This window comes from Acholeplasma oculi, from assembly GCF_900166985.1.
Lineage (GTDB): Bacteria > Bacillota_I > Bacilli_A > Acholeplasmatales > Acholeplasmataceae > Acholeplasma > Acholeplasma oculi.
In genome coordinates this window covers 417,288-442,495 of record NZ_FUZK01000001.1, presented here as the reverse complement: position 1 = coordinate 442,495, position 25,208 = coordinate 417,288, and the positions used below count along the sequence as shown (strand labels likewise).

Annotated in this window: 30 protein-coding genes; 28 read left to right on the top strand and 2 right to left on the bottom strand. The window is 30.5% G+C overall.

Going from position 1 to position 25,208, the window contains the following annotated elements:
• Positions 1-2: 2 nt before the first annotated feature.
• The 10 genes from B5X49_RS02125 to B5X49_RS02080 all read left to right on the top strand — a co-directional run bounded on the left by B5X49_RS02125 (position 3) and on the right by B5X49_RS02080 (position 8,291).
• The gene (locus B5X49_RS02125; RefSeq protein ID WP_045749531.1) at positions 3-494 is read left to right on the top strand and encodes a shikimate kinase; all 492 of its coding nucleotides are present in this window, start codon (positions 3-5) and stop codon (positions 492-494) included.
• Positions 491-919 (top strand): type II 3-dehydroquinate dehydratase, encoded by a 429-nt coding sequence (locus tag B5X49_RS02120; protein WP_045749530.1) that lies wholly within the window; start codon positions 491-493, stop codon positions 917-919. The genes B5X49_RS02125 and B5X49_RS02120 overlap by 4 nt, the downstream gene beginning before the upstream one ends.
• Before the next feature lie 33 nt (positions 920-952).
• Positions 953-1,510: an elongation factor P gene (efp, locus tag B5X49_RS02115; protein ID WP_045749529.1), complete on the top strand. Its 558-nt coding sequence runs from the start codon at positions 953-955 to the stop codon at positions 1,508-1,510.
• 107 nt (positions 1,511-1,617) lie between these two features.
• A complete protein-coding gene (locus B5X49_RS02110; protein ID WP_045749528.1) occupies positions 1,618-2,352 on the top strand; it encodes a pseudouridine synthase in 735 nt (244 codons plus the stop codon).
• Between the two features lie 44 nt (positions 2,353-2,396).
• Positions 2,397-3,062, top strand: coding sequence for a (d)CMP kinase (gene cmk / locus B5X49_RS02105; RefSeq protein ID WP_045749527.1), 666 nt, complete (start codon positions 2,397-2,399; stop codon positions 3,060-3,062).
• A complete protein-coding gene (locus B5X49_RS02100) occupies positions 3,059-4,462 on the top strand; it encodes a S1 RNA-binding domain-containing protein (protein ID WP_045749526.1) in 1,404 nt (467 codons plus the stop codon). The genes cmk and B5X49_RS02100 overlap by 4 nt, the downstream gene beginning before the upstream one ends.
• Before the next feature lie 19 nt (positions 4,463-4,481).
• The gene (der, locus tag B5X49_RS02095; RefSeq protein ID WP_045749525.1) at positions 4,482-5,798 is read left to right on the top strand and encodes a ribosome biogenesis GTPase Der; all 1,317 of its coding nucleotides are present in this window, start codon (positions 4,482-4,484) and stop codon (positions 5,796-5,798) included.
• Entirely contained in the window at positions 5,788-6,783 is a 996-nt protein-coding gene (locus B5X49_RS02090) for an NAD(P)H-dependent glycerol-3-phosphate dehydrogenase (RefSeq protein WP_045749524.1), read from the top strand. Before der ends, B5X49_RS02090 begins: the two co-directional genes overlap by 11 nt.
• Before the next feature lie 71 nt (positions 6,784-6,854).
• Entirely contained in the window at positions 6,855-7,130 is a 276-nt protein-coding gene (locus tag B5X49_RS02085; RefSeq protein WP_045749523.1) for an HU family DNA-binding protein, read from the top strand.
• A gap of 210 nt (positions 7,131-7,340) precedes the next feature.
• Entirely contained in the window at positions 7,341-8,291 is a 951-nt protein-coding gene (locus B5X49_RS02080; protein WP_052670085.1) for an ankyrin repeat domain-containing protein, read from the top strand.
• 10 nt (positions 8,292-8,301) lie between these two features.
• Here the strand turns inward: B5X49_RS02080 and B5X49_RS02075 are convergent, their stop codons facing one another.
• A complete protein-coding gene (locus B5X49_RS02075) occupies positions 8,302-9,474 on the bottom strand; it encodes a CPBP family intramembrane glutamic endopeptidase (protein WP_045749520.1) in 1,173 nt (390 codons plus the stop codon).
• Positions 9,475-9,577: 103 nt separating this feature from the next.
• Here B5X49_RS02075 and rdgB point away from each other — a divergent pair, with 103 nt between their 5' ends.
• The 8 genes from rdgB (at position 9,578) to B5X49_RS02035 (ending at position 16,985) form a co-directional block, all read left to right on the top strand.
• The gene (rdgB, locus tag B5X49_RS02070) at positions 9,578-10,180 is read left to right on the top strand and encodes an RdgB/HAM1 family non-canonical purine NTP pyrophosphatase (RefSeq protein WP_052670083.1); all 603 of its coding nucleotides are present in this window, start codon (positions 9,578-9,580) and stop codon (positions 10,178-10,180) included.
• Positions 10,140-10,586, top strand: coding sequence for a metallophosphoesterase family protein (locus tag B5X49_RS02065; protein ID WP_045749518.1), 447 nt, complete (start codon positions 10,140-10,142; stop codon positions 10,584-10,586). Before rdgB ends, B5X49_RS02065 begins: the two co-directional genes overlap by 41 nt.
• Complete coding sequence (locus B5X49_RS02060; protein WP_052670080.1) at positions 10,576-11,451, top strand: choline/ethanolamine kinase family protein; 876 nt, start codon at positions 10,576-10,578, stop codon at positions 11,449-11,451. The genes B5X49_RS02065 and B5X49_RS02060 overlap by 11 nt, the downstream gene beginning before the upstream one ends.
• A gap of 140 nt (positions 11,452-11,591) precedes the next feature.
• Positions 11,592-14,465: an EAL domain-containing protein gene (locus tag B5X49_RS02055; protein ID WP_045749517.1), complete on the top strand. Its 2,874-nt coding sequence runs from the start codon at positions 11,592-11,594 to the stop codon at positions 14,463-14,465.
• Positions 14,462-15,505, top strand: a complete 1,044-nt coding sequence (locus B5X49_RS02050) for a hypothetical protein (protein WP_045749516.1) — start codon at positions 14,462-14,464, stop codon at positions 15,503-15,505. The genes B5X49_RS02055 and B5X49_RS02050 overlap by 4 nt, the downstream gene beginning before the upstream one ends.
• Before the next feature lie 44 nt (positions 15,506-15,549).
• Entirely contained in the window at positions 15,550-15,753 is a 204-nt protein-coding gene (locus B5X49_RS02045; RefSeq protein ID WP_045749515.1) for a hypothetical protein, read from the top strand.
• A gap of 145 nt (positions 15,754-15,898) precedes the next feature.
• Positions 15,899-16,255, top strand: coding sequence for a hypothetical protein (locus B5X49_RS02040; RefSeq protein WP_045749514.1), 357 nt, complete (start codon positions 15,899-15,901; stop codon positions 16,253-16,255).
• Positions 16,256-16,283: 28 nt separating this feature from the next.
• A complete protein-coding gene (locus tag B5X49_RS02035; protein WP_079560617.1) occupies positions 16,284-16,985 on the top strand; it encodes a Type 1 glutamine amidotransferase-like domain-containing protein in 702 nt (233 codons plus the stop codon).
• Between the two features lie 30 nt (positions 16,986-17,015).
• On the opposite strand, the gene B5X49_RS02030 is transcribed toward B5X49_RS02035, so the two are convergent.
• Positions 17,016-17,711, bottom strand: a complete 696-nt coding sequence (locus B5X49_RS02030; RefSeq protein WP_045749513.1) for a glycerophosphodiester phosphodiesterase — start codon at positions 17,709-17,711, stop codon at positions 17,016-17,018.
• A 163-nt stretch (positions 17,712-17,874) separates the two neighbouring features.
• Here B5X49_RS02030 and B5X49_RS02025 point away from each other — a divergent pair, with 163 nt between their 5' ends.
• The 10 genes from B5X49_RS02025 (at position 17,875) to B5X49_RS01985 (ending at position 24,961) form a co-directional block, all read left to right on the top strand.
• The gene (locus B5X49_RS02025; RefSeq protein WP_045749512.1) at positions 17,875-18,111 is read left to right on the top strand and encodes a hypothetical protein; all 237 of its coding nucleotides are present in this window, start codon (positions 17,875-17,877) and stop codon (positions 18,109-18,111) included.
• Between the two features lie 220 nt (positions 18,112-18,331).
• Entirely contained in the window at positions 18,332-18,742 is a 411-nt protein-coding gene (locus B5X49_RS02020; RefSeq protein ID WP_045748781.1) for a hypothetical protein, read from the top strand.
• Positions 18,739-18,924, top strand: a complete 186-nt coding sequence (locus tag B5X49_RS02015; RefSeq protein WP_211026742.1) for a hypothetical protein — start codon at positions 18,739-18,741, stop codon at positions 18,922-18,924. The genes B5X49_RS02020 and B5X49_RS02015 overlap by 4 nt, the downstream gene beginning before the upstream one ends.
• A gap of 112 nt (positions 18,925-19,036) precedes the next feature.
• Positions 19,037-19,243 carry a hypothetical protein gene (locus tag B5X49_RS07590; RefSeq protein WP_045748783.1) on the top strand — a complete coding sequence of 69 codons (207 nt, stop codon included), beginning with the start codon at positions 19,037-19,039 and terminating at the stop codon, positions 19,241-19,243.
• A gap of 34 nt (positions 19,244-19,277) precedes the next feature.
• The gene (locus tag B5X49_RS02010; protein WP_045748784.1) at positions 19,278-19,484 is read left to right on the top strand and encodes a hypothetical protein; all 207 of its coding nucleotides are present in this window, start codon (positions 19,278-19,280) and stop codon (positions 19,482-19,484) included.
• A 2-nt stretch (positions 19,485-19,486) separates the two neighbouring features.
• A complete protein-coding gene (locus B5X49_RS02005; protein ID WP_045748785.1) occupies positions 19,487-19,687 on the top strand; it encodes a hypothetical protein in 201 nt (66 codons plus the stop codon).
• On the top strand, positions 19,684-20,241 hold the full coding sequence (locus B5X49_RS02000) for a hypothetical protein (RefSeq protein WP_211026741.1): 558 nt from the start codon (positions 19,684-19,686) through the stop codon (positions 20,239-20,241). The genes B5X49_RS02005 and B5X49_RS02000 overlap by 4 nt, the downstream gene beginning before the upstream one ends.
• Positions 20,242-20,253: 12 nt before the next feature.
• A complete protein-coding gene (locus tag B5X49_RS01995; RefSeq protein ID WP_045749508.1) occupies positions 20,254-20,922 on the top strand; it encodes a hypothetical protein in 669 nt (222 codons plus the stop codon).
• 621 nt (positions 20,923-21,543) lie between these two features.
• Positions 21,544-23,247: a hypothetical protein gene (locus B5X49_RS01990; RefSeq protein WP_045749507.1), complete on the top strand. Its 1,704-nt coding sequence runs from the start codon at positions 21,544-21,546 to the stop codon at positions 23,245-23,247.
• 19 nt (positions 23,248-23,266) lie between these two features.
• Positions 23,267-24,961: a hypothetical protein gene (locus B5X49_RS01985; protein WP_045749506.1), complete on the top strand. Its 1,695-nt coding sequence runs from the start codon at positions 23,267-23,269 to the stop codon at positions 24,959-24,961.
• The last annotated feature ends 247 nt before the right edge of the window (positions 24,962-25,208 follow it).

The following is a 25,208-nucleotide window of genomic DNA, read 5'->3' as shown; positions in this document are numbered from 1 at the left end:
GAATGAAAATATTTTTAATAGGGATGCCTGGGACTGGAAAATCCACTGTAGGTAAAATCTTAGCGAATAAACTCGGGTGGAAATTTATGGATTTAGATCACTACATTGAAGAAAGAGAACTGATGTTTATAGACCATATCATAACGCTATATGGTGAAGATGCATTTAGAGTCATGGAAACAAATGCACTAAAATCTATCAATGAAGAATCTATGGTCGTTTCAACAGGTGGTGGTATTGTCACTCGTAAAGAAAATAAGCAATTTATGAACGGCATAAAAATTTATTTAGAAACTCCTATAGAATTGATTGAGCAAAGATTAAAGGATAGTTATGAAAGACCTTTATTAAAAGAAAAATCATTACAACAAATTTATGATGAGAGATTCTTAAAATATCAAGGTTTTGCTGATCATATCATATCCAACTCAAAAGAAGTATCACGTACTGTTGAAAATATATTAAGTCTATTAAAGGAGATGAATATACTATGAAAATTGCAATTATACATGGACCAAATTTAAATATGTTAGGTAAACGTTCAAAAGAACATTATGGTATTTTAACCCTAGATGAGATTTGTGATATGATTATTGAAAAATTCCCTTCAGTGGATTTTATCTTTTTTCAAAGTAATCATGAAGGTCAGATTATTGATTTCATACAAGATGTATATGTAGATGGGTTAGTGATTAATGCAGGAGCTTATACACATACATCCATAGCGATAAGAGATGCACTTGAAATTTTGACTATTCCTAAAATAGAAGTACATTTATCCAATATTTATCTTAGAGAACCGTTTAGACACACAAATTATATTAAAGATGTGGTATTAAAAACATTTTATGGTGAGAAAGAACTGTCTTATTTAAAGGGAATACAGTTTTTAGTTGAAAAAATACAAGAAATCAAGTAAAATATACGAGGTATTTAAAAAGGAGTTGTTAATATGGTATCAACAAGTGAATTTAAAACAGGGTTAACGATTGCAATTGATGGACAAATTTATGTTATCTTAGAGTTCTTGCATGTAAAATCTGCAAGAAGTGGAGCAATCATTAATACAAAGTTAAGAAATCTTAGAACAGGCAATATTCAAGAAATTACCTTCAAATCAGGCGATAAAGTAGAAAAAGCTCAAATTGATCGTATCTCTATGCAATATTTATATGCTTCTGGAGATATGCATGTCTTTATGAACATGGAAAACTATGAGCAAATTGAAATTACAAAAGAGCAAATAGCTTATGAACTTAATTTCTTATATGAAGGTCTTTCTGTAGAAATTAATTTTTATGGTGATGAAATTATTGGTGTAAACTTACCTGAAAAACTCGTTCTTGAAGTTAAGGAAACTGTTCCAGGTGTTAAAGGTGATACTAAGACTAACGCAATGAAAGATGCATGGTTGCATTCAGGTTACTTAGTTAAGGTTCCAATGTTTATCGAATCTGGAGAAAAAATCATCGTTAATACAACGGATGGTTCTTACGTATCTAGAGCTTAATTAGATGAATTATAAAATTAAAAAGACCATCGGTCTTTTTATTTATGTAAAATCAGTGAATCGGCATCAAACTGCATGAAATATGCTATAATATTTAGGGTGAAATTATGGAAAGATTATCAAAAGTTTTAGCACACGCTGGTGTGGCTTCAAGACGCAAATCTGAAGAGATGATACAAAATGGTCTCGTTACTGTCAATGGACAAGTTGTAACGCTTTTAGGATTTAAAGTGTCACAAAAAGATGAAATATTAGTAAATGGTAAACCTATTGATAAAGAAACATTGGTTTATTTTTTAATGAATAAACCTACTGGATATCTATCCACTTCAACAGATGCATTAAAAAGAAGAAATGTTACAGATTTATTATTACCTGAGGATAAGGATTATAGATTATATCCGATCCACAAATTAGAGTATGATGCAGCAGGACTGCTTATCATAACAAATGATGGTGATTTAACTAAACATTTAACTCAACCTAATATTGAGCTTAAAATGGAATATAATGTTCGATTAAAAGGCATTATGATTCGCGAAAAATTAAGAGAACTCAGACGTGGAATTGTTCTAGGTAAAAAGATGATTGAATTTATTGATATTGCAATCTTTGAGTTAGATAAAAAAAATCAATCTACTTTAGTAAGATTTGTTTGTAAAGATGTCACAAGTAAAGAATTAAGAGAAGTATTTGAAAAACTAGGACACCCGATTAAAAATATGACACGTATTGGATTTGATACACTGAATCTTGAAGGTGTTGCTCGTGGTGGATATAGAAGATTAAAAGTACAGGAAGTTAAGTATCTCTTTAGAGATCTTAGTACAAATACAAAATAGAGTTATTTTAATATGATATAATATAAATAGTGTGGAGGATTTTTATGGCGGTATTTCAAGTGGCCATCGATGGACCAGCAGGTAGTGGAAAATCAACAATCAGTAAGATTATTGCACATCGTCTAGGTATGACACATATTGATACTGGGGCAATGTATCGTGCAGTAACATTACTTGCCATTGAAAATAAAATAGATTTAAATGATGAAGCAAGTTATCGTTTTTTAGAATCCGCTAAAATTTCATACCACAAAGATCATATATATATTGATGATCGACTGGTTGAGGCTGATATTCGAGGTAAACTCGTAACAGAAAATGTTTCATTAGTTTCAAGTTTCCCTTATGTGCGAAAAAAACTTGTAGAAATACAAAAGGAAGTTGCACAAAAAGGTGAAATTATTATGGATGGTAGAGATATTGGCACAGTTGTCATGCCAAATGCAAATTTAAAAATATTCTTAGTTGCAGATGTTTTGGAAAGAGCCAAACGACGTCAACAAGAAAAGATTAAAAAAGGTCATGATGTTCACTTAGACAAATTGGTTGAGGAAATCATGATAAGAGATCAAAAAGATTCTACTAGAAAAGAATCGCCATTACGTAAAGCAGAAGATGCTATCGTTATAGATACTACAGCATTAAGTATTGAACAAACTGTTGAAAAAATTATAGAGCTGATTAAAAAAGCAAAAGGAGAAATCAAATGAGTGACTTTATATTTCCAAAAAAAGGACAAATCGTAGAAGGTGAAGCTTTCGATGTTAAGAAAGATAGAATATTAGTATCTTTTAGTGCTGCTACAGAAGGTACTATATATGCAGAATATTTCGATAAACCTCAACCACAGGATTTAACAAAAATCGTTAAAGTGGGTGATAAAATTCGTGCGAAAGTTGTGATGGTTAAAGAAGAAGATCATTCAAGTATGATTTTACTTTCTCGCCTACCATTATTAGCTGAAAAGAAATTAGAAATCTTAGAAAAGGCATATCAAGAAAAACAAACTATCCAAGCGGTTGTTAAACAAGCTGGAGAAAAAGGTCTTGTCTTGAATTTTGAAGGATTTGAATTATTCTTACCATATTCTTTATTAGATTTTGAACTTAAAGAAAAGAAAGAACAACTCATCAATCAAAAATTAGAAGTTTTAATTGAAGAGTATAAAGAAAACAAAAATAGACCAAAAATTATTGCAACTAGAAAACCAATTTTTGAATCTATTCGTCAACAACAACAAGAAGAACGTCAAGCATTAAGAATGGCTGAATTAGAATCAATTCAAACAGGTTCTATTTTAGAAGGTGTTGTTGAATCCTTCGAGTCACATGCTGCATTTGTTCGTTTTGAACATGTTTCAGGTATGTTAAGAATATCTCAAGTTTCACATCACCGTGTAGACAAAATCGAAGATGAATTAACAAAAGGACAAACTGTTCGCGTTAAAGTTATCAAAAAAGAAGGTAATCGTCTAGATTTATCTATGAAAGCATTACTTCCAACACCTTATGAGGCATATTTTGATGCGCATAAAGTTGGTGAAACTGTTAAAGGTACTGTTGTTTCTAAATTACCATTTGGTGTTTTAGTTGAACTGGCACGTGATGTTAAAGGTTTATTGCACAAGAATGAATACTCTTGGAATCCAAAAGATAATTTTGATTCATATATTAAAATTGGAGATGAAATCGAAACTGCAATTTTATCTAAAGATATTAAAAAAGAACGTATTGCTTTAAGTAAAAAAGCAATCGAACACAACCCTTGGAGTAACTTAAACTTAAAGAACGGTCAAGACATATCTGTTAGAGTAGAATCTGTTACAAAAGATGGTGTTTTAATTTCATATGAATCCGTAGATGGAATTATTCCTACAAATGAAGCTCATAATGATCCTAAGGTTCATATTGAAGATCACTATCAAAAAGGTGATCAAGTCAATGCAAGAGTCATTGAGTTTAACAAAGACAATTGGGTACTTAAGTTATCCGTAAAAAGAATTTTGAATCAATTAGAACGTGCTGAATTTGAAAAATATTTAGGCGAAGATGAAAATCAAGAAGATTTCACTTTAGGTGATATCTACACAGATTTAAAAAAGAAAAAATAATATAAAGAAGGTTTTTTAGATGCCATTTACAGTAGCAATTGTTGGTCGTCCCAATGTAGGCAAGTCTTCATTATTTAATCGCATATTAGGTGAAAGACTCTCCATTACAGATGATGTAGCAGGTGTCACAAGGGACCGTATATACGCCCAAGCCGAGTGGTTAACTAAAAGATTTAGCATCATAGACACAGGGGGCATAGATATAGGTGATGCACCCTTTTTAACTCAAATTAAACACCAGGCTGAAATCGCAATGGATGAAGCAAACGTCATCATTTTTGTTGTTGATGGTTTAGTCGGATTAACAGATAGTGATTATTATATTGCTAAACAATTATATAAAACTGAAAAACCAGTGATAGTTGCTGTTAATAAAATTGATGATTTAGTTCATGTTCATAATGCGTATGAATTTTATTCATTAGGCTTCCAAGATCCAATTGCAATCTCATCACATCATGGTATTGGTGTAGGTGATTTGCTTGATAAAGTATTATTCTATATGACAACCGAAGATAAACCTGCTGAAAAAGGAGTTATCTCATTTGCAGTTATTGGTAGACCTAATGTTGGTAAATCATCTCTTGTCAATGCAATTATTGGTGAGGAAAGAGTTATTGTATCAGAAATATCAGGTACAACAACCGATGCTATTGATACATCCTTTATAAAAGATAAACAAAAATATACAGTCATTGATACAGCCGGAATTAAAAAACGAGGTAAGGTTTATGAAAATCTTGATAAGTACTCTGTATTAAGAGCACTTACAGCACTTGAACGTGCAGATGTTGCATTACTTGTATTAGATGGTGAGGCTGGTATTCAAGAACAAGATGGTCACGTAGCTGGCTATATCATGGAATATAAAAGAGCATGTATTATTGTCGTTAATAAGTGGGATTTAGTTGAAAAAGATAGTAAAACGATGAAGAAATTTGAGGAAAAGATTCGTGAGGAATTTAAATTCCTAACATATGCTCCAATCGTATTTTTATCTGCTAAAGAAAATCAAAGAGTACATACTGTATTCCCAGTACTTCAATCAGTATATGAAAACTTTACAAAAGAATTATCAACTAAATTGATTAATGATACATTAATTGATGCAGTTTTAATGAATCCACCTTCCGTTTTCAATCAAGGTAAAGCGAAGTTTAATTACGCAACACAAACAGATATTAAACCACCGACAATTACCATGTTTGTAAACGAACCTAAATATATTCACTTTAGTTATGAAAGATACCTACAAAATCAATTTAGAGCAGTCTTTGATTTAACAGGTAGTCCTCTTAAATTTGTATTCAGAAAGAAGGAGTCTTATGAAGATTAGTTTAATTGGTGGTGGTTCTTGGGGAACAACCCTAGCACAAGTACTAACGGATAATGGTCATGAAACACTGGTATATGATATTAATGAATCTGCTGTAAATAAAATTAACCATGGAGAACATCCATTCTTTAGTAATCATATTGAAGGTATAAAAGCGACAACAAATCTTAAAGAGGCTTTAGCATTTTCTGATTATCTTGTACTCGCTGTACCTACAAAATTTATGAGACAATCTTTAAAAGAAATCAATTTAAATGCGGATAGAAAATTACACTTTATCAATGTCTCAAAAGGTATTGAACCTGAAACACTTAAACGTGTTTCTGAAATTGTTGATGAGGAAATTAATCCAGAGTGGTTAGGCGCATATGCAGTCTTAACTGGACCTTCACATGCAGAAGAAGTTATTGAACGTAAACTTACTGTATTAACCGCTGCAAGTTTTACACCATGGTTTGCTAAAAGTGTACAATCACTTTTCTCCAATCAAAAGTACTTACGAATTTATACATCCGATGACTTAATTGGTTGTGAAGTCGGTGGTGCAATTAAAAATGCTATAGCAATCGTTTCAGGAATGATGACGGGGTATGGTTTAGGTGAAAACGCCCGTGCAGCATTAATTACACGTGGAATCCTAGAGATTGTTCGTGTTGTTGTCTATATGGGTGGAAAAAAAGAAACTGCGTTTGGTTTGACAGGTATTGGTGACTTAATTGTCACTGCATCCAGTTTAAATTCTAGAAACTTTAACGCAGGATTAAGAATCGGTCAAGGTATTCCCGTTGATCAAGTTTTAAATGAGTCCAAAATGGTTGTTGAAGGTGTCAGAGCCATAGCAGCTGCTAAGGATTTATGTCGTTCATCCAATATTGAATTACCAATTATTGAAGTAGCATATGATGTAATTTTTAATCATATGACGGTTGAAGATGCAATTACAATCCTACTTACAAGAGAGCTAAAAGCAGAAACGATTGAATAATAGATTGCATTTTATTGTAAAGATGGCTTTAATATGTTATAATCAACTCAATAAATAGGAGGATACAAGAAATGAACAAAACAGAATTAGTCGCATTAGTAGCGGATAAAGCTGGAACAACTCAAGTTCAAGCTGAAACAATTGTTAATGCATTCGTAGAAGTTGTAACCGAAACATTGGGACAAAGAGGGGAAAAAGTTGTTGTCACAGGATTCGGAACATTCGAGGTGAGAAACCGTGTTGCAAGACGTGGTAAAAACCCTCGTACGGGAGAAGAAATTGTTGTTCCTGCACAAAAAACTCCTGCTTTTAAAGCTGGTAAGCTCTTAAAAGACGCTGTAAAATAATTTTAATGCGTGTTGAGTATAACTCTCATGCCTCAATAAAACCTTCTATGAATTAGAAGGTTTTTTTAATCCAATGAAAAGGTAATATCTCATGAAAATACTTAAAATATAAAAATTTTTATTGATTAAAAGTATTTATGGTTTGGATTTAGATTATCAAAATTCATAAAATAAGTTATAATATGAGTAGTAGATCAAGGGGGTGTTGGAATGGATTTATTTAAATATGCTTACGAGGATAATGTTGCATACTTACAAACGCATTTAGAATCTGTACATATAAAAGATCCAAAAGGTAAGAGTCTTTTACATTATGCTGTGTTAGGAAGTTCTCATGATGTTATCGATTATTTACTCAATCAAGACATCGATGTGAATTTGCAAGATCAAACCGGTGAAACAGCTATTTTTGACTGTGCAAGAAAAGGAAAATTAATTGTTGCCAAGAAATTAATTCAACGTTATGCTAAACTTGATATCAAGAATAATAAAGGTGAAACATTGTTTCATTTGGCAGCACATAAAGGCGATATATCATTTATAAAGCTTTTAATTGAAATGAGTGCAAACCCTAATGAACTAACCAATGAAGATAAGTTACCGATTCATTATGCAATATTAGCAGGACATGTGGAAGTTGTAAATTTCTTAATAGATTATACAAAACAATCATGGTTCTATTTAGATGCTTATCAAAATTCATTTCTTCATTATGCTTGTAGAACAACGAATAAAGACATGGTGAGACTGTTTTTGAATAAAGATTTAGACCCAAATGCACTCAATACTCATTTTGAAACACCACTTTTTAATATTATTAGATATTCAAGTAAAGATATTCTTATCCACTATTTAAACCAAGACGCATTCATTGATATTTATAATCGACGATTTGAAACTCCGATGACATTAGCAAAAGTTTTAGATCAAAAAGAATTTTATGAAATATTAAATGAGTTTAAATTATCACCTGCTTACCAACGCTTAATTGAACAGCAAGCACTTACGATTTATGTTCTGAATCGAGATCATAATAAGTTAAAACAACTTATTGATCAAGGTTATGGATTAAAAAAAGACCGTTTAAAGAAAACGGCCTTAGATTATGCGAATCAATATAAAATGTCAATATGCATCAATTTATTAAGACCTTTAATTTAAGGTCTTTTTATTACATAAAAGCAAGTAGAATACCGATTAAATTATAAACCATATGAACAAGTATATTAATGTGAATATTCTTTTTGTTTTGAATGTAGATTAAACCTAAGATAAATCCACCACCAATATAAGATAAACCACTTGTTAATGCTAATAATATATCACCTTCTAAAAGTTCAGTTGTAATATGAATCGCACCAAAGATTAATGAAGATACAATCAGTGCTGTTTTTGTATTTTTTATTAATCCAAAGATTGCTTTTCTAAATACAAATTCTTCAACAATAGGTGCAAGTATGACTGCAGTTATAATCATCAATATTGCAAATTCAGAGCTAAGCATTCTATTTATAGATAGTTGGTTTGCAGAAATTTCTGATGGAATACCGAATAGTGATTGTAAAATAATTACAATAACATTCACGAAAATATTGGTTGCAAATAAGTATAATACACCAATACCGGTTTTAGAAAGAACATCTGATGATGTCATGCTAGATTTTAATTGTATATAATCTGTTTTGATGATAGGTTTACAAATCCATATCAGTGGAACAGTCACTATGATATATATGATAAAACTATATAAAGCATTAAATGCTGTTGTAGGAAGTATACCTTCCTCAATTCTTACAACAGATTCAAGTTTTGGGTTATTCAAAGTGAAATTTGGTTCATCAACATCAGGTATATAGTAACTGATTTGTGCGCCATTGCTCCATGTGGTTTTTTCTTCATTAAAAATTTCATTAAACCCTAAAGCTGTCAAAATGACGGGGTTATTTGAGTCATCAGTCAGTTCAAAAACATCATCAGTCATATAAAAAGATGCTGATGTGTGGGTGTAGATTGAATAATCTCCTAATGTAAATACGTTATAGAAAAATGGAAAATAAGATGGATCAGCATTTAGAAAATCATCTGTTCTAATAACCAATACAGCATTTACATCACTAACTGCATATTCAATTGCATTTTCTGCAGCTGAAACAGGTTTAAATGCAAATGGATTATTTCTAAGCATTAATACGACGAATATAGAAAGAATAAATGGTAGTATCATATAACCTAAATAGATAAATAATGTTTGAATATATCTCTTTTTATAAGTTACATCTAAATCCTCAACTTCCTTATGGAGCGGTGCAAACTCATCCTCTATGGATTGTAAATGTTCATTCATGTATAAAATTCCTTTCAATTATATTTGTTATTATTATACTATGAAACACGTAGTTTTAGGAAAAATGTTATAATGATTATAGTAAATTCTTTAGAGGTCAATTATGAAATTACTTGTTACGACAACAAATGCACATAAACTCATAGAGATAAATGAAATATTTACAAAGTTACCCTTGATTGTTGAAGTAGAATCATTAGAAAAAATTATGGATGTTTTAGAGGATGGTAACACGTTTTTAGATAATGCTAAAAAAAAGGCATTAGAATATGCAAAGATATATCAAACCATTACATTATCTGATGATTCGGGATTATGTGTGGATGCAATCCATCAAATGCCTGGGGTATATTCCAGCAGGTATTCAGGGCTTGGTGATAAAATAAATAATCAAAAGTTATTAAATGCTTTATCCGGAAAGAATAATAGAAATGCTACATTCTATTCAGTCATTGCAATTGCATTTCCAGATGGTAAAGTATTTAGTTTTGAAGGTAAGATTCATGGCTCAATATCGGAAGTTGAAATGGGAAGTGAAGGTTTTGGTTATGATAGTTTATTTATACCTGAAGGATATAATCAAACATTTGCTTCATTAGGTAGTGATTTTAAAGCGAAGCATTCACATCGTCGAATGGCTTTAAACAAAGTTATGGAGGGATTTGATGAGATTATTAATTACTGGAGATATTCATGGAAAGCGTGAGCTTCTACTTAATATTGTAAAGAAAGAACAACCATTTGACTTACACTTAAATACCGGTGATTTAGGTATAGACATTAAAACTATAGAGCAGACTAAAATGATTGCTGTAAAAGGTAATAATGATGTATACTTTGATCTACCAACAGAAAGAATTATTGAGTTTGATGGTAAAAGAATTTTACTTACACATGGTCATTTACAAAATGTTAAATATGGACTTACGGAATTGATTGAACTTGCCAAAGAAGCAAATGCAGATATTTGTATATTTGGTCACACCCATGATGCGTTTTACAAAGTTATTGATCATATTACATTTATTAATCCTGGTTCTTTAACGGGGTATAAAGAAAAAAGTTATGCAATTTATGAGTTAGAGAAAGTGAGTTTTATGTATGTCGATTGAATTAGAAATATTAGAAATTGCTAAAAAGGTTTTTCAGAAAAGTGAAGAACAAATCAAAGTTGAATATCGATTTAAAGGTGGAATGAGTAATTATACTTACCTTGTCCATGTATCCGGTATTCCCTATGTGATCAGAAAGATTGGGGATGGTGGTGAATTACTTGTCAATCCTGCAATCGAAAAGGAACACTTAGCATTAATTCAGCCATTAAAGATTTCATCGGATGTTGTGTATTTTGATGTCAATACAGGTATAAAAGTGTCAACATATGTTGAAGGAGAACCACTTTCGACGGGGTTTACAGAAAATGATTATGCACTGGTTGCTAAAGAGTTAAGAACATTACATGAATCAAATTTACCAGGTCATGATTATGAACTTAAAAATAGATTAAGACGTTATGAAAAATTATTGAAACATGAGCCTGGTAAACTATATTATCAATTAAAAATGCAATGGTTAAAATTATATGATGATTATTATGGATATTTACCAAAAGTATTTTGTCATGGAGATGCACAACGTTCAAATCTTGTGAAGCACGAGCAAAAGATTTATCTATTAGACTGGGAATTTGCTGGTTTAAATGATCCGTTTTATGACATCGCATCATTTGGTAACATTGATTTTAATGACTCTTTAAAACTACTTGAATTTTATTTAGAAAGAAAACCGACACATCAAGAATATCAACGCGTGAGATTCTATAGAATGTTTCAAGTACTTCAATGGCATATTGTTGCAACATATAAACACGAAATTGGATTATCAGAAAAACTACATTTGGATTTTGAAAAAATCGCTCAAAAGTATTTGTTGATGGCTGAAAATTTCAACAATGAGTTAAAGGATGATCGAAAATAAATACAAAATATATATTACAACTAGAGCCTAGTTTTGAGACTTTAGTTGAAATTCAAAACTTTATCCAAGACAACACCTTAACAGTCCAAGATTATCAGACTGTTTTTGTGCGTTTGTTAGAGGTTAAATTTGAGCTTTATATGTTTAAAGAAGTCATCGATGAAGGTAAGGTATTTGAAGCATCAAAAATGTTTTCAAATGAGTTATCTCATGTTGAGAAGTTCTATTATTTAATGTTTAAATCTGCAATCAAGTTAAATCTATTTGAAATGGCGTATAGATATATTCAAAAAAGGATGGAGGCACTACCTGTATCCAAAAAATATCTAGGAACTTTTGACTTGATTGAATTCAAAAAATCAACGAATCAATCCTATATACAGGATATTGAAGTATTGATTAAGGATGTAATTCCACAAGAACTAAGATTAGAGCTTGTGAAAGAGCAATTAAATATCTATATCAAAGAAAAACAATATGATAAAGTATTAGAAGTGATACCTCAAGTTAAAAAAATAGATATCACGCATAGTTATATACCCTTTTATATGGAGGCATTATTTGGTCTAAATCAGTTTGATGAACTTAAAAATCTAGCAAATCAATATAAAGATCACCCAACTTATAAGTTTATAGCATCACTGTATTTATTGAAACTCTATATTAAAGATAATGATGCCCATCGAATTGCTATACTTGATGCTGATTTTGGCTCTCAAATTGACAATGAGTCGCCTGAATTCCAAAAAGAAGTTTATGAATTGTTCAGGACCTTCTATCAATCCATTAAGAATCGATTAATGCATGAGTCATATTCCAAAAAGTTAAAAGCAATCCTTAAAGAAGAAAAAAAGACTAAAAATAAAGAACCAGAAATTGTATTAACCAATGAAAAGATAAGTCAACTACCAAATGAATCTCAATCGGTATTTGTAAAAAGCAATAAACAGACACTTAATAAAAGTTTACCAACACTTATTGATTTATTTGCTTATGCTCATCAAATTTCTGATACAAGAAATATTCGTGAATATTTAAGACTTTTCTTAATTAAAGCAGAGGAATACTTTAAGTTCAAAGATATCGTTATTTTTTCTATCAAAGATGAAATGCTTTATCACTATAAAAAAGAACGCCTCTATGATAAACAATTAGATAAATCATCATATTTTAATACGCTCATTTATGAGGTAAGCCAAAAAGGAGTAGAGTTTTTTGGTCAACCTTCAGAACTTGAGAAAAACATAAATATTTTAACTCAAAAACCCTATGAAGAAGATATAAAATATATCTATGCATTTCCATTATTTGATATGGGTGTTTTAATGATTCATGTGGATCATGATGTATTAGACCCTGGCACATATTTTGATTATATCAATGGACTATCTACTATCATCTATTCCATTTTAAGGGATGAAGAAAAAAACACTAAATTAAAGCAAGAAACTCATTTTTGGCAGAGGATATTTGATGCTAAAATTTTTGATATGAGAATTATGGATCCTTATTATTCAACTTACAATGTTAGTTCTCAAGCGCTTCTTAATATGGAAAGTCACGCAACACTCGATATGTTTATAAGAAATATAGCCATTCATGAAGTCAAAAACTATCAAATGAAGATTCAAAAGCTCTTTCAAAAATCAGGACAGAGTGATGAAATCGTCTATATGTATCAGGATAAACAAATTAGAGAAAAGTTAGTATCTATAGAAAATAAAAAGGAAATCCATATTATTTCAATATTTGAAGATTTAACAGAATATTATGAAGAAAAGAGTCGATTAATGATGGAAGCTACGGTAGATTTTGAAACATCACTAAAAAACTTAAACGCACTAAATAAAGAAATGACTGAGTATGTCAAAGATAAGGGTTCTTTTATGTTAATCACTTTTAATGACGCTATATTACCAATATATGGTTATGATGTCACGTTAAAGTTTTTTAAAGAATTTGGACAAAGAACTCAAAAGTTCTTTAATGATGGTGATGTTTATCGTTTTTCAACCTATCAACTTTTCGTTTATATTCCTCAAAATGATATTCGAAGTGTGACAAAAATAATTAAAGACTATATAAAGTATTTAGATCAAAACCAATCTGTAGTCATCCATTATGAGAAATTCTTACCAAAAATATCCATTATCCGATATCCTGTTGTAACTGAGGAAAAACTACCTGCGAATCTATATCGATATTTAGAGGTATCTCTAGATTACTTAAAACGACAACTCAATGATGAGTCTTATATCTTTTTTGAATATCAAATTTATGAAAATGAGGTTTTTGAACAACAAGTTATTAATTACTTAAATCAAGCCATGGATCAAAATCAATTATCATTGATGTTCCATCAAATCATTGATATCAAGCGACAAATCGTTTGGCAATATGAATCAAGTATTGCACTAGAGAACTTAAATATTGATAGTAAGTACTTATTATCTATTGCTAAAAAGAGAAATAGACTATTTGAACTCGAAAAATATCATATTCAAATGGTATTTCAATTCTTAAGTATCCTAGAAAAGGAAACAGAAAGATTAATTAAAATTACAATACCTGTTTCTAAGGAAACATTCCTTGATGTAAACTTTAATCCATTTGTTTTTGGATTAGCCCAAAAGTTTATGATACCTTTTGAGTTTATTCGATTTAAAGTCAAAGGTGAAAACTTAAAAGGAAATCAACATATCAATCAAATCAATGAACTCATTCAGGCCGGAATCGGACTCGATACAACCAATGTAGATATGGCATTAAGTTATCCTTTTCATGCACTTCATTTAGATATGAAACCTAGTGATTCAAAATGGAATGCATATCTTAAAATGTTAAAAACAGTTTTGGATGAAAATAATATGGCATTAATTATTAGAGATATTGATGATAATGAACAAAAAGATATGGTTGAATCACTTGGTATTCAATATATTGAGGGTAATTTATTTAAACGTATGCATGCAGATAAACTTTTCATGAAGATTAAAGGAAGTATACAATCATGACAATTTTAGATTCTATCGAAACATTACCATTTGATGCAAAGATTAGAGCTAAAAGTGCTTATAGTGCACTTCAATATGTAGATTTAATGATTGATGATTTTTTAGTTCGAACTGCAAAGAACAAAGCAGATATATTATTAGATGTGTTTGGGGTGTTACAAGGATTATTTGTTGCTATTGACGGATTATATCAACTATCTTTTGCAACAACAAAGTATAAATATCATATTAATATTAATCAAAATCGCACACTAAGATTACTAAAATATTTAAGAAATGATGTGGTTGGTCATCCTACGAATCGTAGTTATAGTGATGGTACATTTGGGTTTTCACTGATTTTAGAAGATGAAATTACTAAAGATCACTTAAGTTATGTTACCTATATCATGAGAAATAAAGATATTACACAATCAAAAGAAACAATTTATTTTGATAAACTTATTCAAGCATATAAGAAAGAAAAGAGTCAAGCATTAAAAGATTTAGAAAACTATTTACATAGACAACCATCCAAGATTGAAACAACAGGATATATCGTGCAATTATTTGAGAAAGCAAGTATCAATAGCTTAGATGTGGAATTGTTATCTAAAATAAGAAGAGAATTCTTAAGAGAACAAAATCTATCTGAGGATTCTAATAATCGATTTATTTTCCGATTAGATTTATTAAAATCCACATTTAATTGGAAGGATTCAAAATTCCAAGATGTGATACATTATATCGTTTTAAAACAAATATTATCTTTATATAAGATGAATTTAGATTTATCCGATAAAAAAATCAGGATTCCTGTCGTTGAATTACCCACTGTACTGAAAACTCTTAAAAAAGAAATTCAATCTAATGCAAAAAAAAGATCACTCATAACACATCTAAATGATACGGATTATCCGATGTTTCAAAATGATTTAGAGCAATTAATTTATCAAGTTAATGACCCAATGGTCAAAGAATTCTTAAATTGGTTTAAAAAAATAAGTGATAATAACCACAAATTTTTAGTTGGAAAAACCATCAAAGATATTTTGTCATAAATATGTTATAATAATTTTAAGTAACAATGTAAGGAGATAAAACCATGGCATGGAGTAATGAAACATATTTAGTAGGCGAACGTATTCGTGTAGAAGGTGAAAGAGATTTAGGTATAGTCACTCGTTTAGATTTAGAAAGAGGACTTATCTATGTAATGTTTAAACGTTTAAGAGAAGAAGTTTATTCTTATCCAGAGTCCATTGCAAACCAAACTTTAACTCCTCTCGTTAATAAAAGAGATAGTTAATTCATACACTTAATCCAAATGGATTAAGTGTTTTTATTATTTAAATATGTGAAACTCTATAAAATAAACTATCACAGTTCATATTTCATGACAAATAATTGAGTTCATGCTAAAATACGGACATATTAAGAGAGGTTATGTTCTTATGACTGAGAAAAGATATAAGGAATGGGTACAAACTGAATATATCAAAAAGAAACAGTCAACTGTAGATGCATTACGTCAGATGTCTGTAGATGATCTATATGATCATATCAAGGCATATAAAGACTTTATGCTTTCTCTTGCTATGGATCATGAGCAAGAAATTATGGACGGAAACCTAGAAAAACAAATAGAAAAACAGCTAAGACAAGTCGATACCCTAGAGAAATTTTTAAAGGATGGTATTACGGAATCTTTAGTTCATATTATGCTTGATGAAGAAATTATTATGCATTTAATTAAAAAAGTTAAGAAAGACCAAACAATTGGTGCTTGTTGCGAAACATCTTTTGAATAAGATGTTTTTTTTTTGATACAATAGATATATGATAAATATACTAACCTCTAAAACTATATTCCATAAGGAATATGCAAAAAAAGTACTAACTCCATATATTCAACCTGAATCCAAAATCTGTGTGATAGCATTTTCGCATTTTGAAAGTAACGATATGTTGAATTCATATTATAAAACCTATGAAAAACCTCTAGGTATTTGGTATTTACATATTGTAGAACCATTATTAACATATGGTATTCTAGAAGATCAAATTGAGTTTGTACTCTATAAAAAAGATTCAAAAGAAGATGCATTAAAAAAGATTCAAGAAGCTAATATCTTGTTTTTACCTGGCGGAGCACCGGATAAATTTATGGAGCGATTAAAAGAGTATGAATTACTTGATGCGCTTAAGAATTTTGATGGGATTATCATAGGTCCATCCGCTGGAACAATGATTCAATTTAATTGGTTTCATATCTCTAAAGACAGAGATTATAAAAAATATAGTATAAACTCAGGAATCGGATATTTAAATGATTTTGGTGTGGAAGTTCACTATAATCGTAGGAAACAACAGAAAAAGAGTATAAGAAGAGTAAGCCATTATCACGATAGACCTGTCTATGTAATCGAGGAGACTGGACTTATGATTTTAAAAGATGGGAAAATTATTTTCCAAAAAGATGCATATAAATATTATGAAAAAGGTAAGAAAGTATACAAAAAAAATAAAATCTATGCTTAACATAGATTTTTTTTATGGTTTAACATTAATTTAAAAGCCATCTGTCGTAATATAATCGACACCTAATTCAATCATTTTTTCTGCTATGTCTATATCATTAACTGTCCAAACACCAATCTTAAGATGATGGTTATGAACGATTTGAACCATTTCTTGATTCACTTTTGAAAAATGAATTGATAAATTCATATGATATTTCTTGAGCATCTGTAAGATAACTTCATCAAATTGATCGGTTAAAAATTGAATTTCAATGGTTGAATTTATTCCTCTTACATGAAGTAAGTTATCGATAATAAAGGATATAAATATAGTATGTTCAATATAGTCATAAGCTTCAATGAGTGCATATAGTTTTTTGAACTTTTGATGGGTCATTGGAAACTTTAATTCAATGACTGCTTTTTTTCCTTTGGACTTACAAATTCTTAAATAAGTTTCCAATAGAGGAATTTTATGTTGGGTATTTTTAAGTGGGTAATTTAACAGGTTTTGATAAGTAGATTTTTCGATTAATAAATCTATTTGGGTTAAGTGTTTAATGTTGTCATCATGGTGTAAAACAAATATATCATCATATGTGAGGTGAACATCAGTTTCAATACCATAAAATGGTAATTCAGATGCAAGTAAAAAACCTTCTTCGGTATTTTCAACGCTTTGAGAAGGCAATCCTCGATGTGCGATCCATTTAACTGATTTATGATTGAGTATTTTATTTTTCATAATTTAATTATACTATAAAAAAGAAAAGAACTCTAGTTTGATAGAGTTCTTAATGATTTTTAGTGGTACACCCAGACGGGATCGAACCGTCGACACCCTGATTAAGAGAGAGTTGTTCCGAGCGAATCGAAGGATTCGTTTTTATTTTCTAAGGGGGATTTTAATGTCTGTTGATTTAGTTCTTAAGAAACTACATACAGAAAGTAACTATAAACGCATGGGCGATCATCGTAAGTTCAAGTTTGTATTAGATCATTTAAACTCTACAGATGCAGTGATAAGTTTCTTCATTGAAGTATTAAAGTATAAACGTTATCAAGCAAACAAAATTGCTTATAACGTTGTGTATCACAAGAAGTATTATCAAAATCAATTAAATAAACCTGGTCAAGTTAATTAATGATAGAAAGAGTCTATTTAGCGTTTGACCAGGCGTTACATAGACTCTTTGTGTTATTAAAGGTTTATCAGAGTGTTCCTCTCCTTCTATCTGATAAATACCATGAATTTACTGTATTATCCCTTATACAGTGGATTCAGGAAGTATTAGATCGATACGTCCATGTAATCTTATCTAATACTTCCTGAATCTAATAAAAAGATTACATGGAGGATTTAAAATGAAATATGAATTTAAAATCAATGGTGTTGCTGTAAGCTTACAAGATTTTTATATAGCAATACATGAAGAAATCGATGGCGATATCGGTTGGCATGAGTTACTAGATACTACTAGTATCGAAGTAAATGGTAACACTTATTCTATCGAAGTATCTAATGATAACAAAAGTGAAATAATCATAAACCTTGTTAGAAAGATTTGTTATGATGCGATGTCAAGTGATTATGGTTGGAGTCTTAACAGAATTAAAGAATCATTATCTAAGATTGGTTTTAAAACAATCGATTTGGAATGGATTAAGGATGATTATCCTCATGAGTTTTTGGTTACAACCACTTTAGAAAATGAGGGGTTTATTATAGAAATTAATTCTGATGAATACCTTAAAGAGTTAAATGATGCATCATGAAGAAATATCTTATAGAACGTAACAACAAATACTTTACTGCTTTCGGTAATGAATTCGATAAAAAAGGCAAATCTAGAATTAAACCTATTTATGGAACTATAGAAAATGCAGTTTACTTCAGTTCACTCACAGATGCACAAAATACAGCTATCAGAGTGAATGGGAAAGTAGTCGAATCATGAAAGAAATCATTTTTATGACATGGATGTTAAATATTGTTATAACTCTGATATCAATCGTATCACTCATCACTGTATCATTTACCATTACAAAACTCCTGGATGAACTCAACTTATGAACTATGATGTTGAAATGTTGATGCCAATCGTTGTTCAAATTGTTAAGCGTACATTTACAAATGATTTTATAATAGGAAAATTGAAGTATTGCAGACAAACAGTATCAGCAATACAAAATAATAAATACAGCATCAAACAAGCAAAATACTACATCGATGTCTTTCTTCCAATCTTAATCAAGCTTGAATTGATAAAGTTATAAAAGACAACGTTGTCGCCTGAAGGAGGGAAATAATATGACAATTTACGAACTATTTATTGGAGTTATTAAACTTGGTAAATCTAATGATCCGAATTTGATTATTCAAAAAAACAAGAAAATAATGAGCATCGATGTAACATCTGATGATAATGTTATATTTAATTTAAGTGATAATTCCACTGTCAAAATGAAAGTCAAAAAACTTGAACAAATCATTAAAGAACAAGAAAAAGGTAACTAGAAATGAGATGCCTGGTAAAGAATGATTTAGCACTTCATAAGATATTCGGAGTCGTTAAAGTCCTAGAAAATCAATCGATTGATAAATACTTTATAGCTTGTGAATTCATGATCGGAAATAGAGAAATAAAATGGTGTAAATTAGCAGTATCTGGATTAAAGAAGTTAGACAATTATTCAGAAGAAAGAGGGTTGCATCCATGAAAACTACAAGACCTGAAGCACTAGAGAAATTGTCATGGAAAGAAATATTAAAACTCCTGGTATCTAAAGAAGAATATGCACTCATGGAGAATGATGTAAGAAAGTTCATGTCATATAATCATAAGGTATCTCCTGGTATATTGAATGCAGTCATGATGAAAGCAATTATTACGGCCAAAAGAGTCCATGGAGAACATACAACGATTAACATCGAGTATTTAAGAATTACATTTGAATCATTTGTTTTTAATAAGCATAAATCAACTCATACACAAAAGAAAAACCAATCATTAAATGTCGATTATGAAAGAAATTACATGGTAAGAAATGTACATCAAGCAGTTGCAAAACTCGACAAAGAAATGAATGATTTGAGGCAAAAAGGAATTGTTACTTCAGTTAAAGAAAATCCGGAATTTGTGGATCAATACATAGACGAATTAAAACAACTTGAAGAAAGCTATAATGTCAAAGATCCTGGAGAATTTGCAAATCAATACATGAATGATTTAAGAAGTATTGAAGATGCGAATTATCCATTAAAAAACAATTAATGAGGTTGTCATTTGAGCAATAAATATCTACTTAAGAAAATTGAATATGTTAATAAGCAAGATGAGGATACAAGCTCTATTTTTATTGCTATCAAATTGGCTCTATTATTTTTTCAAAAAGTAATAGGGAATCAATCAATCCAGGATTCCAATGAAAGACTGTGTGAAGTCTTACAATGTAGCTTGTCTGGATTGCATTATGCCTTTAGAATCTTAGAAGCCAACGGTATACTTACAAGAACATATGCTGATGATAACAAGTTTACTCGTACACAATTTATATTTAACCTGGAGAAGTTTGTTTCATGGCTAAAACTAACTAAATATGATGATGAGTATCTTAATGCGCCTAAGCGTAGTTTTAAACGTGCTGTAGTCAATCAAACATCAATAATCATCAAAGATGTTAGATCCAAAGTAGAACGTGCAATTGCAGAGATTAAACGTAAAGAAAAGATTACAGATAGAAAAGTATTAGAAGATAAAGTGAAGAAGATTACAGCTAAAGTTGAACGTGAGTATACACGTTATTTAAAGCATCTACAAACTCGTGCAACTAAACTTGCAAAGACTGAAGCAAGACGTCAAGAAAAAGCATATAAAGATTCATTAATGAAGACTATAATCGAAATGTCGATGTCATATGGCCACAAACCACCGGATAGCTTAAAAACTGCATAAAATGGAAATGAGAACTTAACCGTTCTCGTTTAGCGTTATTGAAAAATCACAAAACATGAAATAAATCATCTAAAGAACTGTTAAGGTTCTTTTTTTTACGTTAAAAAGTCAATTAATTTGTACCCACTTTTTTATATATTGTTAATTTGTATCCTTCTATTTTTATTCCTTCGCACCATAGTATTGGCCTAGTATTAATCATAATAAGTAACTCTATTTAATATTGAGCAATCTATCGGTGGTGGCTCTCAGTGAAAAAATGTTTTCTATGCATCTGTAGATGAAGATAAAAGACATGGTCTAAAACATTTTTGGCCGCTTTATAAAAAAAGTCATTGTTAGTAACTACAAAAATAAAAATTGGTTAGACTTTTTTTTCGCCACCTGGCCATTTAAAAAACACGCTTAAAATACATGCTTACGCATGTTGACCATTGGTTTAGAAATAAACGATAAGTGGAGGATCTAAACATTGATTTGTTAGATTTTTAAAGAAAATACATTTTTTTACAGACAAAAGTTTACTAGCCAATTTGATTATTGTTGATTTTAACGATAGATTGTGATTGATAAGCATTGCTTATTAAATAAAATGGCTATATGCCAGGAAGGTTGTTTTTTATGAAAAAGATTTTTAGTTTTCTTTTAATGGTGTTTACTGCATCTGTTGGTTTATTTGCAGTTACTACACAAAATGTTTATGCGAATCCGGTCTATCCACTTTCAATCACTGGCCATGACCAATCGATCACGGATATTTACTTACAAGCTAATGGATCCACATATGATACATATAAAATCATGATTGATTCACAAGTCTATGATTTTAATGTTTATTTGGATGATTGGGCAACGAATTTTACGAATCCCAATGTTGGTTATGCGATTGAAATCAAAGCCAATACATCCAGTTTATCTCTACAAAGTCATCCAGGTACTAAATCTGTAATTATTAATCATACAGGGTCATCCTTTGAGATTTACTTTGACGGAGTTCGTTATCCTGGTGCAACAAATCAGATGCAATCATACATGGCCGATTGGGCGCAAGATTACTCTAGTGTCAACCCAATCTTAGATAATGCAATTCATTTTGCAATCGATGCACGACCAACCATTTCCGGGGAAGAGAATTTCGCAACTTCTGTGAACGATTTAAGACCACTCTCATTCTTCCAAGGGTTTTTATATGCATTTGATGAAACGGACGGCGATTTAACGGATTCTATCGTTGTGGTTACGGATAACTATACGGCCAACATGTCAGTTTTGGGAAGATATGAAGTTACATTTGCAGTTGAGGACTCTGCAGGTAATCGAACAGAGCTTATCGCTTATATCAATGTTGTGGATATCACTGCACCAATCATTTCTGGTAACACTAATGTTGCTGAAGTAAGTTATACACAAACTTATAATATTCAGACGTTTAGATCGACTTTGACAATTACCGATAATTATCATAATCTTACAAACTCAAACATCATTGTTGAAACTGATAACTATACTGCAAATAAAACAGTACCAGGAACTTATAGTATTGTCTTTTCTGCAACTGATCCTTCAGGTAATAAAACAACATTTACAAAACAAGTAAAAGTTATTGATGATATTGCACCGGTCTTCTCAGGTACAACATTAATCACAAAACCAAGCAATTCTATTTTGACCGTTGCAAACATTCAATCACAGCTTTCTGCAGTCGATGCAATCGAAGGAAATAAGACTGCTCAAATCACTGTTCAATCGGACGGATTTACCGGTAATGGTAATCGTGTAGGGTCTTACGATATTGTGTTCCAGGTTCAGGACTCCAAGGGTAATAAATCTACACATACAGTTAGAGTCAATGTTGTTGATAATATCGCTCCAATTATCTACATCAAAGATAATGTTTCAATAGTCTTAAAAGCAAACGAAGTTCTTACAAGAGAACAAATCATTCAGATACTTCAAGTAACTGAACAAATCCAAAGTGTCAATCAAACTACAGTATTCTCATTTGACATCGATGAGTATTCTGGTAATGAGAATACAGTCGGTCTATACATGATGTCTGTACGTGTTTCAAATGTATCAGGTAATGAATCTGTACATAACATGATGATTAACGTTGTTGAGGGAGATACTGAAGACGACATCACTGTTGAAGAACCTCATTACGAGTGGTATGAACACGTTTGGAATTTCATTGTAGCTGTATTCAATTTTGTCATCGATGTCTTTGTAAATATTTGGAATTTCATTGTTGGTATTTGGAATTGGGTTGTTGGTTTGTTTCAAGCTGAAGAGGTAGCATTTGCTTACTTTATCAGAAGATATTAGAAAATAGGAGGATTCTCCAATGCTTAAAAAAATATTTATTATCATGAGTTTAATAGTCAGTGCGTTTGCACTGACTATCAACTCTTCTTATGCTTTAGATACTTGGGAGTTAAATGATGACGGTTATCACTATTACACTCAAAATCTACAGTTTGGAAACTCCATAACTATCGCGGTGGATCCAAGTGAGGTATTAGAAATTTTTGACTATAATCTTAACATTTATGTTGTTCCTAAATCAACATCAGGTATTGCACAAAATCAAGTTAAAATCACATTTGATTATGATGATGTACCAGGTTATTTTGGTTTATATTATGAGTATGCAGATAAGTCCTATCTTGCAATATCTTTTGTATCTAATCAAGCTGTAGAGATTAAAGTTAGGAAACTATCAGATATTACAAATATACCTGATGATGATTTGCTCGATGTCTCTGAATTACCTCAAACCAAGAATGAGGGAAATTTTCTCATGGATGTTGGCCATGTAAATTTTTCTGTGCAAGATAGAAAAGTTTTAATAACAATCACTTATTTTGGTACACACAAAATTGTTTATGATATGGGTATTCAAACTGATATGAGTTTATTTAATTCTACTGAAGCATATTACGTGAATTTATCCGGAGATGATCCACAAATATTCATCAACAATTCAGACAATTATTATCTTAAAGACATGTTGTCAAGTGATTCTAAAACTTTTGTAAAGCATACGATTTGGAACTTAAAAACAAATGAACTTACACATGTCAACGAATATAAAGCATACACTTACATTAAGCAAAATGATGAAGGTGTTTTAATTGCATATTTTTATACAGATACTTTTGTCATGGATAGGATTTTAACTGCAGAACTTGAATATACCTCCAGGATAAGAACGGACAAGTTTGGATTTATAACCGAGTATACTGATTGGAATCGACGCCAATTTAACTATACATCAGATGATGCACTTTCGTATTTAGATCTAAGTATTGATTGGAACTTGCTTGTGCCTGGTTGGGGTTTACATTCACTTGGTCTTAATCCTTTAAATGCATTAACAATTCCTAGAATTGATGTAGTTAACTTCTCTAATATGACAAATTACAATATCACTCAAAATGAAGTTAAAACATATTTTGAAAGTCTCTATGATTCATTTAATAACAATTCACAAGAGGACTCCTATAAGTTGTTTGCATTTGCTTTATCTGACGGAGCATTAATTGATACCGGAATTGTTAAGATGCAAACAGAAATTTATAACAATAAAAATAATCCGGAAGATCCTCACAACTTTCAAATATTTCATATTGTTTATGAGACAAACGGACATATTTATCAAACTGTAGGAGAAGACATCGATGTCGTTGTTGATACTGACCCAGACATATCAACACCAGATAATATCTTTAGTGCATTAGAACAATTATTGAAGATGTTTACGGACTTCCAACAATTTATGTCTTCCTTAAATTGGAACGATACACTTACAATCGTTATAGCTGTTGTTGTAGGTCTTATTATCTTAATCATAATAAAGTCTCTTGAGACGGTTATTTCCGTAATTAAAATGATATTTGGAGCAATTAAACTTGTATTCATGGGCATTCTTAATCTAGTCAAGTTTATCTTTAGCATACCAGGAAAATTATTCAAGTTTTTAAAGTTTTTATTCATACCTAAAAAGAAAAATAAATATAAAAGGAGTTACAGAAAATGATTACTGCACTTGTTATTTATCTATTCACATTACCGGTTAGAATCCTTAAAGGATTACATAAAGCATTTCATGCACTATTCATACCTAAGGCCAAACCTAAAAAACGAGGTCGATAATGACTGTTACTAAAAAGTTGGCCTTGACTGTTGATGAGATATCAGAGTTTAACTATAAGCTTGATAGATCTATTACGAAAGGTATATCAAAGTTCATTTTAAAATATAACGATTTTGTCATGGATGAAAGA